This is a genomic window from Thiohalocapsa sp. ML1 (assembly GCF_001469165.1).
Taxonomy (GTDB): Bacteria; Pseudomonadota; Gammaproteobacteria; order Chromatiales; family Chromatiaceae; genus Thiohalocapsa.
The window spans coordinates 1-7,084 of the sequence record NZ_JABX01000091.1; the positions used below are offsets into that span (position 1 = coordinate 1).

Consider the following 7,084-nt stretch of genomic DNA (forward strand, 5'->3'; position numbering starts at 1 on the left):
CTTCGCCCGCAGCACGTTCAACATCCAGGTGCGCGCCGAAGGCGCTTCCGCGGAACCTCCGCTATACGCCGTTGACACACCCCCAACCCGCGCCGCCGAGGAAGCGCACCTGCGCGAGCTGACCGTCCGCATCAAGCGCCAGGCTTGGCTCTACGCCCCGCTGCGCGGGCAGGGCCGCGGCAACGACCCGATGCGCCGTCGCGTCGAGAACCACCTCGGCCCGGCGTGCTGGCAGCCCCGCCGGCGCCGTGACGACACATTGCCCGCGGACGCGCTCGCGCGAGCCGAGGCACCGCCCATCCCGTTCAACGACGTGCTCGACGCCTTCGCCGGTCGCCCCGCGGCAACGAACACAGGCGCGGGCACGGGAGGCGCCGTGGCAGCGGACGCGAAGCCCGTGCAGCCCATCCGCCAGGCCGCGGTGCTCGGCGCGCCCGGCTCGGGCAAGAGCACGACCTTGAGCCGCCTCGCCCTTGATCTCGCGAAGCCCGACGACCCGCACGCCCCCATTCCGGTGCTGGTGGACCTCGCCGCCTGGACCGCCGACCCGTGCGGGCCGGACGGCGCACCGCTTGCCGAACCCACGCCACAGGACTACGACGCAGAGCTGCGGCGCTTCCTGGCCGAGCCGCGCTGGGGCCTGGGCCATGCACTGCATCACCTTGCGGGCCTTGGCCGCCTGGTGCTGTTGCTGGACGCGCTGAACCAGGTGCCCACCCGGCAGCGCGCCGACAAGGCGGCGGCGATCAAGCGGCTCATCGCGGAGCTGGACAGCCGGCACCCGGGCAACCAGTGCTGCCCCGTCTACGTCTCCTGCCGGACCGAGGACCACGAGCGCGGCGGTCTGGACCTGGGCCTGGACACCCTGACCCTGCAAGCGCTCTCGCCGCCCCGACTGCGCGATGTGCTGCGACACTGGTGGCAGCCCTGGCCGGGCGACACCACCGCGCCGGATCCGGACGGCTGGCGAGCGCTGTTCTGGCGCCTGGCGGGCGATCCGGACATGGAGCAAGTCGAGCAGGCCTGGCTCGCCGCCGGCGGCGACCCGGAGCTGATCTGGACGCTGAAGCAACCCGACGACGCCCGCTGGGACGAGACGGCGGCCCGTGCTGGGGCGGACCAGCGTGCGCTCTTGGACCGATGGTCCGGCAAACGCTGGCTCTGGTGCCGCCACCGGGCCGACCCGCGCAACCTGATGGACCTCGCCGCGAACCCCTTCATGCTCTCGATGCTCTGGGACGTCTGGGTTCACGAGCAGGGCTGCCTCCCCGACAACCGCGGCGACCTGTTTGCGTACTTCGTCACGAGCCTGCTCGCGCGCCGGCACGACCGCAAGCCCGACGCCGCCGGGTCGCAGTCTCCGCCGCCGGCCGACGACGGGCTCGGCACGCTGCGTGACGGGCTGAAGGCGCTCGCCTGGGACATGCAGATGCAGCGCGTCGCCGGCAGCGGCGGCGATGACGACCTGTCCGTGATGACCGAACTGCCCGCCGCCAACGTCATTGCCACCCTGGGGGGTGGCGCCGCCGGCCAAGAGCAGCTCCGGGACGCGGTGGCCGCGACGCTGCTGGAGCGACCGCCGCCGCCGGAACGGGGCGGCCCGGAGAAGATTCGTTTTCGCCACCAGCTCCTGCAGGAATGGTTCACCGCCACCGCGATGCAGGCGCGCCTGGACGCCGGCCGGCTCGACCCCGCCGCGCTCTGGCCACGCGAGCGCTGGTGGGCGCCGAGCGACTGGGAGGAGGCCGCCGTGCTGCTGGCCGGGCTCTACGTCCCCGACCCGGACGAGCACCCGCCGCGGGACTACTGGACCGTCATCCGCTGGCTCAAAGACGCCCAGCCGGAGCTGGCCGCCCGCTGCATCCTGGAAAGCGGCGTCGTCGAGCCGGACGTGCACGGCCGGTTATGGCTGGGTGCGGACGACGCCGAGGATGCCGCCCGCCGCGACGAGCTGCGCGCCGCCTGGCTGCCGCGGCTCACCGACATCGCGCGCGAGCCGATGCCGGAAGCCCGCGCCGCCATCGGCCGGGCGCTCGGGCTGCTGGGGCTGGACAACCGGCCCGGTGTCGGGCTGCGGGCCGACGGCCTGCCGGACATCGCGTGGGTGGACATGCCGGCAGGCGAGTTTCTCTACGGCGACAAGCCGGAGCGCCGCCACTGCGACGCCTTCGCCATCGCCCGCTACCCCGTCACCCACGCCCAGTTCCAGGCCTTTCTGGACGCGGAGGACGGCTACGACAGCGACCAGTGGTGGCAGGGGCTCGCCGACCCCGAACGGCAGCATCAGCCCGCCCGCTGGCCCATTGGCAACCACCCGCACGAGACCGTGAGCTGGTTCGAGGCCATGGCCTTCTGCCGCTGGCTAACCCACAAGCTCGGCGCCGACCCGAACGGGCGCATCGTCCGCCTGCCGACGGAATGGGAATGGGAGCGCGCCGCCCGCGGCACCGCCGGGCGCATCTACCCTTGGGGCAAGGACTACCTGCCCGGACACGCCAACATCAACGAGACCTGGGAGCACGCCAGGGTCGGCCCGCACTACCTCGGCCGCACCAGCGCCGTCGGCCTCTATCCGCAGGGGGCGACGCCTGACGCGGCGGACCAAGCGGGTGTTGACGACCTGAGCGGCAACGTCTGGGAGTGGTGCCTGAACGAGTATGAAAAGCCGAAGCGTGTACAGCCGGGCGGCACCGCGTCGCGCGTGGTGCGCGGCGGGTCTTGGATCGGCGACCACGACTTCGCCCGCGCCGACTACCGCTACCACAACCTCCCGGACTACCGCCTCGACTACTTCTGTTTCCGCGTGGTGCGCGCGGCCCCCATCCGCTGATCACTGAATCTCTGTTCTCTGTTCTCTGTCTTCTGTTCTCTGACGGCGGCGTGGCTGTCTTTGCTGCGCGAAGCGCAGTCGCGATTTTGGGCAAAGCGCAGCGTGCCCATCGCTGCCCCCTGCTGCCGCCCGTGCTGGAAACAATCTGCCAGAGCCCTATGAGCGCCTGCCGATGCTGGATCAGTGTTCCGGCCAGCGCTGGAGCGATGCCTGTCCAAGCCCGCTGGAAGCGCGTGGGAACCAGGCGAGCGTGCCACCCCCTGCAACGCGCCGCATCGCGCCAAGCCGGCTCCCGCTCGGCGCTTTGACGACGGTGAACGAGTGCTCTAGGCTCGTCGTATGAGCGCCTCGCTGATCGTCAACCGCCGCGTCGTCGTTGCCGTTGATGCGTTCGCGGAAATCATCGTCTGGCGGCTCCCGGCGCCGATGCCCGGCTGTACGCATCCGTTCAAGTACAGGCTGGCCTATGTGGTCCAAGGCCGGTGCGTCTTGCGCTATGACAACGAGCGCGGCAAGGGCGATCATCGCCACGCCGGCTCGCAGGAAGGCCCCTACCGATTCGACTCGCCACGCGCTTTGATGCGCGATTTCTTCGCTGATCTAAACAGGTGGAACCATGAGCACGGTCGTCCTTGAGGTCCGTTCCCTGGCAGACAGCCTGGCCGATGCCGCCGCGACGATGGAGGGCGAGGGCGCGGAGCAGGAGGCCCGCATCGCCTTCGCGACGCCGGAGCTGCTCTGGGAGGTGCTGACCGCGGAGCGCTGGGCCTTGCTGAAGGCCGTCGCGGGTGCGGGGCCGGTGTCCGTCGAACAGGCCGCGGCACGGACGGGGCGCAACTTGGGAACCGTGCGCGCCGATGTCGATGCGCTGGCTCAGGCCGGCATCCTGGAGCGGGTCGCTGGCGAGGGCGTCGAGTTTCCGTACGACACCGTGCGGGTGGAGTTTCTGCTGCGGGCCGCCTGAAGGTCCGTGCGCTGCGCCCACATCGTTACACACACCCTATCGCGGCACCGCTCGGGATTGGGATCGGGATCGTTTCCTAGCAGACCCTCGCGGCGGACCTGCTTGAGTTTCTCCGATCTCGATAGCGGTCCCGATAGCCCATGTTTAACCTGGCCCCATTGATATTCGCCGTTCCTGGCGGGTAAGTGCCCGATTCCTTTGTACACAGGTGCCTCGGCAGGCGAAGTAGTGCCATAACATTCAAAGGGGCCGGTTGCCTTGCGGCGTGCCGTGGTCTAGCTGTCGGGGCATGTATATCCGCCGCACCCACACGCGCAACACCGCCACGGGCGAGCGCTACTACAGGTATCGATTGGTGCGCTCGCAGCGCGTGGGGGGGAAGGTCCGGCAAGTCACGTTGTTGAACCTGGGTCGGCATTTCGCGATACCGCAGGCGGATTGGCCAACGTTGTGCGTGCGCCTGGAGGAGATCCAGAGCGGCCAGGGTGTCATGCTCGGCGGCTGCGCTTCGCTGCCGATCGAGCGCGAGGCGCAACGCCTGGCGGCGCAGTTGTTGGCGCGCGCGCAGGCGCCGAGCGCCGAGCCGGCGCCCGGCGCGCAGCCGAGCGCCGAGGTGCACAGCGTCGAGATCGATTCCCTGACGCTCGCGCGCCCGCGCACCGTGGGGGTGGAGGCGCTCGGGCTGTGGGCGCTGGCGCAGGTGGATTTCGTCGCCCTGCTGGAACGGCTGGGACTGACCGCGCCGCAACGCGCCGCCGTCGTAGGCGTGATCGTGGGGCGCATGGCCGCGCCGGGCTCGGAGTTGGCCACGCAGCGGTGGTTGTGCGAGCGCAGCGCCTTTGGGCGAGCTGCTCGATGTGGACTTCTCGATCGCAGCAAGGAAGAGAGCCACGGCGAGCGCGAATTGGCATGACATCTCGGCGCAGATGCGGGATAACACCCATCGCAGCCACAGCAAGGTACTGCTCTCAGGGAACGTGAGGGCTCGTGCGGAGGGGTTTTGTCCTTCAAAATGGCCCGCTAAGGCCTAAAACGCCTGCTTCTTGGTCAAAATAATCTTTATCAACAACTACTTCGCGTAATCCGACCCTGGGTGCCCTGGGTGCGCTATGCCGCCGCCCGGCATGACAGCTCCACCTTGACCTCGTCGTATGGCAGCAACAGCTTGCCGTCCTCAACGCGGTCGATGAGCCCGCAGGTGCTCAGGGTCTGCGCGTCGGTATGCACGCCCTTGACATCGCGCCCCACGCGCCGTGCCAGTTCGCGCACGCCCAGCGGGCCGGCCCCGGTCAATGCCTTGATGATGGCCCAGCGATTGGGGTTGAGAGTGGCAAGCAACCGCTCTTCGCTGCGGAACGAGTATCGGCAGCCCTGCGGCTCGCCGCGAAACGCAGCCCGCATACTGACCTTGACGCTCTCCGTACTTGCCACGTCGATGATGAGTGTCGTCATGGTTGCATCCTCAGAGCCGGCTGACATCGGCCCAAAAGTCGTCGACGAGCCGATCCAAGCTGGTGAATCGATAGGAGACCTCGGACTCGCCGAGGTGCTTGTGGTCGCCCTTGCCGGCCTCGTTGTCATAGCGCAACACGCAGGCGCCCTCGATGACCAATGCCAGGCGGTACTTGAATGGATGCGCGCTGCCCGGCAGGGGCGCCGGAAGCTTCCAGATCGACACGTCGACGAACCGGTCGTCGGCTAGATCGTAGCGTCGCTTCTGGAGCAATGTCGCCGGCATGTCGTCACCGTAACGACGCCCAAGCGTGTTGTCAAGACGACAACATGCCGACGCCGTCCGACGTGCCCACCCCGCAGGGTCTAGGATCCCGCGGGGGTCTGGACAGCGCAACAGTTTGTCTCGTGCCGAGGCTCTGCCTCGGCACGTCGTCTTCGCGGCTCTGCCGCCCGGGGCAGCGCCGGGATGCGGGGCCTAACTTGCTGCTCCCGGTGCCGGTGCCGAGGGCGATCTGCCGGGCGCTGCCGCGGGGGCGGTGGAGACCGACTCCTGGTGGTCAGGGCGGCGGTGGTCAGGGCGGCCGGGTTGCCGGCGCGCCGTGGCGAGGCAGCGCCTCGGCGCGCGCCGAGGGCCGTCCGCGCGGTGGGTCAGCGCGGGGAGCCTTGCGTGTCGCGACGCACTCACGACGGGTTGCACAATCGCCGGGCCGAGTACAGCGGAGCCGTGCCATGAGCCAAGTCGTCACCCAAGCGCGTCGCCTCAACAGTCGCTGCGACTAGTGCACCACCGCGGAAGTTGCGAGGCCGTTCCCGGGCACGCCGACTTCAGTCGGGGCCGTTGCCGGGGGTCACTCTCGCGACACCGCTCCAGCGGTGTCGCGCGTCCGCGGGCGCTCTGCGCCCAGGTTCGCGCAGGCGCGGGAACGGCGCCCGGCGCGGGGCGGCAGAGCCGCGCAGAAGCGTGCCGAGGCAGAGCCTCGGCACGAGAGCAGCCCCGCCGCGAGGTTCTTGCCGAGGCCCTCGCCAAGGCCGGTGCCGGCGACGATGCCGAGCTTAGGCCAACTCGCCGTCGTCCTGGTCCGCGAGATCAAGCAGGCTCAACGGCCTGCGCAGTGCCTCGTCCGAAAGCTCCCCCGTCCAAGGCAAGGGATGCGCCTGCTGCCTGAACGGCGCCGCCGGGGCGACTGGCTCCCACGCTCCGGCGTGGGAGCAAGGGCAGACGCTCCAGCGTCCCGAGCGCGCTGCATCGGCGACGGCAGCGCAGACACGCGGCGCTGGAGCGCCGGCCACACACTCCCACGCCGGAGCGTGGGAGCGAGGCGGACACTCGACGAGGCATTCGAGGCGAGCTGGTTCGGCGCCGTGCAGCAGGCGGTGAAAGAGACCCCCTTCGCGGAGGACGCCTTCCCGCAGGGTTGCCCTCCACCCAGCGCCAAGTCCTCGCGCCCGATTTCCGGCCCGAGTCCGCCGGTGCCGCCGCCGACCCCGACGGCTGGCGCGCACACACGCGTCTCGGCCGGCTCAGCGCCGGCGGCGCGTGAAGGTTGCGCAGGACCGGGCGCTGGTCGATCATTGGCCGCGCACAACAACCTCACGCCAGACGCACGGAGTCCGCCAGCATGCTCGACGTCACCCAAGTCCCCATCGCGCTCGCCGTGGCCAGCGCCACCGCCTACCTGCTCGCCCGCGGCACCCTGGGCGAGGCCGGCAAGGACGCCTACGCCGCGCTGACGCAGCGCATCCAAAAGTGGATCGCCAGGGAGCATATCGACAAGCTGGAAGACAAGCCGGACTCCGCAGGTCGGCAGACCACGCTCGCGGAGGAGCTCGCCGAC

At 70.0% G+C, this 7,084-nt stretch carries 7 protein-coding genes; 5 read left to right on the plus strand and 2 right to left on the minus strand.

Annotation, left to right across the window (positions count from 1 at the left end):
* From ML01_RS26210 to ML01_RS26225, 4 genes are all read left to right on the plus strand, one after another.
* The coding region (locus ML01_RS26210) for an SUMF1/EgtB/PvdO family nonheme iron enzyme (RefSeq protein ID WP_156428023.1) at positions 1 to 2,830 on the plus strand (2,830 nt) is incomplete at its 5' end.
* A 339-nt stretch (positions 2,831 to 3,169) separates the two neighbouring features.
* Complete coding sequence (locus tag ML01_RS26215) at positions 3,170 to 3,466, plus strand: DUF6516 family protein (RefSeq protein ID WP_058558323.1); 297 nt, start codon at positions 3,170 to 3,172, stop codon at positions 3,464 to 3,466.
* Entirely contained in the window at positions 3,447 to 3,794 is a 348-nt protein-coding gene (locus tag ML01_RS26220) for a hypothetical protein (RefSeq protein ID WP_058558324.1), read from the plus strand. Before ML01_RS26215 ends, ML01_RS26220 begins: the two co-directional genes overlap by 20 nt.
* A gap of 289 nt (positions 3,795 to 4,083) precedes the next feature.
* Complete coding sequence (locus tag ML01_RS26225; RefSeq protein ID WP_058558325.1) at positions 4,084 to 4,707, plus strand: hypothetical protein; 624 nt, start codon at positions 4,084 to 4,086, stop codon at positions 4,705 to 4,707.
* Between the two features lie 194 nt (positions 4,708 to 4,901).
* Here the strand turns inward: ML01_RS26225 and ML01_RS26230 are convergent, their stop codons facing one another.
* Entirely contained in the window at positions 4,902 to 5,246 is a 345-nt protein-coding gene (locus tag ML01_RS26230; RefSeq protein WP_058558326.1) for a hypothetical protein, read from the minus strand.
* Positions 5,247 to 5,256: 10 nt separating this feature from the next.
* Positions 5,257 to 5,532: a DUF6516 family protein gene (locus tag ML01_RS26235; RefSeq protein WP_058558327.1), complete on the minus strand. Its 276-nt coding sequence runs from the start codon at positions 5,530 to 5,532 to the stop codon at positions 5,257 to 5,259.
* A 1,336-nt stretch (positions 5,533 to 6,868) separates the two neighbouring features.
* Here ML01_RS26235 and ML01_RS26240 point away from each other — a divergent pair.
* Positions 6,869 to 7,084, plus strand: a 216-nt coding sequence (locus ML01_RS26240; RefSeq protein WP_216819288.1) for a hypothetical protein, incomplete at its 3' end; no start/stop codon positions are given.

Coding starts and splice junctions, on each gene's coding strand:
- ML01_RS26215 (WP_058558323.1), top strand. CDS start 3,170: ATGAGCGCCTCGCTGATCGTCAACCGCCGCGTCGTCGTTGCCGTTGAT.
- ML01_RS26220 (WP_058558324.1), top strand. CDS start 3,447: ATGAGCACGGTCGTCCTTGAGGTCCGTTCCCTGGCAGACAGCCTGGCC.
- ML01_RS26225 (WP_058558325.1), top strand. CDS start 4,084: ATGTATATCCGCCGCACCCACACGCGCAACACCGCCACGGGCGAGCGC.
- ML01_RS26230 (WP_058558326.1), bottom strand. CDS start 5,246: ATGACGACACTCATCATCGACGTGGCAAGTACGGAGAGCGTCAAGGTC.
- ML01_RS26235 (WP_058558327.1), bottom strand. CDS start 5,532: ATGCCGGCGACATTGCTCCAGAAGCGACGCTACGATCTAGCCGACGAC.